A 3,224-nucleotide genomic window follows, 5' to 3' on the forward strand; every position below is an offset into this window, starting at 1 on the left:
CGTTTCGCCCCGCATGGACGCGCGGGGCGATGCCCACGCGGTTAAACAGTTTAGAAACCCTTCACGGCGTTGGACAGGCATCCTGTTTGGAACGATTTTTGTAGGCCGTAGCGAGTAAAGCGAGTTACGGCACCACTCTTTGGCAGCGCTGCCGTAACTCGCTTTACTCGCTACGGCCTACGTTTGCTGAGAGCCAGACCTCTTCCGAATAAACAGGTGGTTTGAAATCACTCATTTCACATTTCTCAAAATGGAGCGATTTCCTAGACAGCAAGGGTAAACTGCATTGTGAGTTGGGCAACGCGTGGAAACCGCCGTTGCTACTGCCGGCCAGGTTTCCTAGGATTCCCTAGCTTACCGTGGACATTCATCCGGTAAAAATTTCAGCCTCTACAAGATCAAACCTTCGGGAAACGAATATGTATCAACGATTGGGTTTCGACTCGGTTCTGAAAACCTTGGCGATGTCGGCACTTTGTTTTGCCGGACTCGGCTTTGGAACCACTTCTGCACAAGAAGTACTGCAGCAGGAACCGCTGGCTGATCGGGCCCCCGCTGGCCAGGTCAATCCGGGACCAGCACGTCCGATGCAAAAAGCTGTGCCGATCGAATTGGCCGCGCCGACCACGTTTGACAAAATGGTCGCCCGAACGATCGCCAACCTGATGCCGCGTCAACACGTTTCGGCTCAAGGGCTGAACGACGAAATCAGTCAGCGTGCGTTTAAGCTGTTCACGCAATCGTTGGACCCATTGAAGTTGTACTTTTACGAAAGCGACATTCAAGAGTTTGCAAAGAATTCCACGACGATCGATGACATGGTCAGCAGCGGTGATCTTTCGCTCGCTTACACCGTCTTTGAAAGATTCATCCAACGCGTTGACGAACGAGTTGCGGTCGCCCTGGAATTGTTGGACGGAGAATTTGATTTCACGACCGAAGAATCGATCGTCATCGACGCCGAGTCTGCGCAGTATGCAACCAACCCAGATCTGGCTCGCGATCGATGGCGTCGTCAGATCAAGTATGCATTGTTGGACTTAAAGGACGAAGGCACCGAGGGCGAAGAAGCTCTTGATACTCTGCGTCGTCGATACAGTCGCTATGCATCTCGCTGGCGTAAAACCGACAGCGAAGATTTGTTGGAAATGTATTTGAGCGCCGTCACGATGAGCTACGACCCGCACTCGACCTACATGTCGCCGGGCTCGTTGGAGGATTTCAGCATCATGATGAGCCTGAACCTGGATGGCATCGGTGCTCAGCTTCGCGAAAAAGACGGCAATACGGTGATCACTCGCGTCATGCCGGGCGGAGCGGCTGCGAAACATGGCAAGTTGTTGACCGATGACGTGATCGTTTCGGTTGGCCAAGGTGATGCCGGCGAAATGATCGACATCGTCGAAATGCCTTTGAACGATGTCGTTGACAAGATTCGCGGCAAGGCGGGAACGCTGGTCCGTTTGGGTGTCAAGAAAGGCGGCGTGGGAGAGGTTGAAATCTACAAAATCGTGCGAGCGAAAATTCAACTCGAAGAATCAGCCGCACGCGGTAAGGTTATCGAACACGAGGCTGCACCGGGCCAGACGAGCGGCTTGAAAATCGGTTACATCAATCTGCCTAGTTTCTACCTGGACATGGACAGTGCCAAGAAGGGCGGAACCGATTTCCGCAGCAGCACGCGGGACGTTCAGCGAATTCTGGAAGACTTTAAAACGCAGGGCGTTGACGGCTTGGTGTTGGATCTAAGCAAGAACGGCGGCGGCAGTTTGACAGAAGCGATCAATTTGACCGGATTGTTCATCGATCGCGGCCCCGTGGTTCAAGTCAAAAATGCAGATGGCAGCGTTCAGCAGTATTCCGATGACAATCGCGGTACCAGTTGGGATGGGCCGCTGGTTGTTTTGACCAGCAAGTTCAGCGCAAGTGCGAGTGAAATTCTTGCAGGTGCGATTCGCGATTACCGCCGCGGAATTGTCGTTGGCGACCCAGCGACACACGGTAAGGGAACGGTTCAAACGCTGATGGATCTTGGCCAAACACTTTTCCGTAACAATCGCTACAAGTTGGGTGCGTTGAAAGTCACGCTGCAACAATTCTATCTGCCCGATGGCGATAGCACTCAATTGACCGGCGTCCCAGCGGATGTGTTGCTTCCCAGCATTACTTCGCACATGGATGTCGGTGAAGGCGATTTGAAATTCGCCCTTGAACACGACAAGGTGAAATCGGCCAAGCACGTTTTGTACAACATGGTGCCCGCCGATTTGATCGAAACGATCCGCAAGAATTCGATGGAGCGAGTCAAGGCGAACGAAGAGTTCAATGACTTGCTTCGCCGAGTCGGAATCTACGTCAAGCAAAAAGAGCAGGACACGGTTTCGTTAAACGAAGAGAAGTTCATGGCTCGACGCAAGGAACTCGATTCTGAAAAAGAAGAGGAAGCAGAGCAGATGGAAGCGGCGCTGAGCGGAGAAGAAATCTATCACGATTACTTCTACAACCAGGAAGTCATGAATATCGCTCACGACTACGTGGAAGGTTTGCGTCGCCAGAACTTGGCTCGGGCGAATTAGTTTCCACATCGCCACATCGCCACATCGGGCACTGAGCATCGCTTTCTTCCGTCGCCAACAGCCGCTTGGCGATAGAGAATGTTCAGCTTAGAACCTGAGCATGCCTACCGGACTAGGCTCTGTTAGTCTCGGAGGGACGAAAGCTCTTTGCCGGGTGCGAAGCACCCGGAAACAATGCAACAAAAAACTCTCAGCCTCGCTCGATCGGCGGCGAAGCCGCCGATCGAGCGAGGCTGAGAAAAATAGGAAGTGGCATGATCCGGGTTCTGACCAGCTTGTCGATTCAATCGACATCTCAGCGGTAATGGTGAGCGGCTGGCTGTAAGGCCTCGGGCAGTGCGGTAGGCCCGGCCGCTCACGCGTCGCGGCTCACTTTAATCGACAGGCCGCTCACGCATTCGGCAAAGTGCTGTTACCCAACGCCGTGAAGAGTTTTGGTACCGGAAAACACGTATGAGTTCGTTTAGCCGCGTGGGCATCGCCTGGGCTGACGAAAATGTGTCGTTGTCAACTTGTCACGACCCTTGAAAGTAGGCCGTAGCGAGCCATAGCGAGTTACGGCGTTGCGCACATTGCCGTAACTCGCTTTGGCTCGCTACGGCCTACACGCTGGCGATCAGGGAAATGTGCCGTTGCCACAATGCTTCG

The 3,224-nt window shown here is 53.4% G+C and carries 1 protein-coding gene; it reads left to right on the forward strand.

Annotated features, from left to right (window positions below; genetic code table 11):
• Positions 1-419: 419 nt before the first annotated feature.
• A complete protein-coding gene (locus RC85_RS25250) occupies positions 420-2,576 on the forward strand; it encodes a carboxy terminal-processing peptidase (RefSeq protein ID WP_235033445.1) in 2,157 nt (718 codons plus the stop codon).
• Positions 2,577-3,224 lie beyond the last annotated feature (648 nt).

Source organism: Rubripirellula obstinata, from assembly GCF_001642955.1.
Lineage (GTDB): Bacteria > Planctomycetota > Planctomycetia > Pirellulales > Pirellulaceae > Rubripirellula > Rubripirellula obstinata.

Bases quoted from the DNA above. Each gene is read 5' to 3' on its own strand.
- RC85_RS25250 (WP_235033445.1), top strand. From the start codon at position 420: ATGTATCAACGATTGGGTTTCGACTCGGTTCTGAAAACCTTGGCGATG.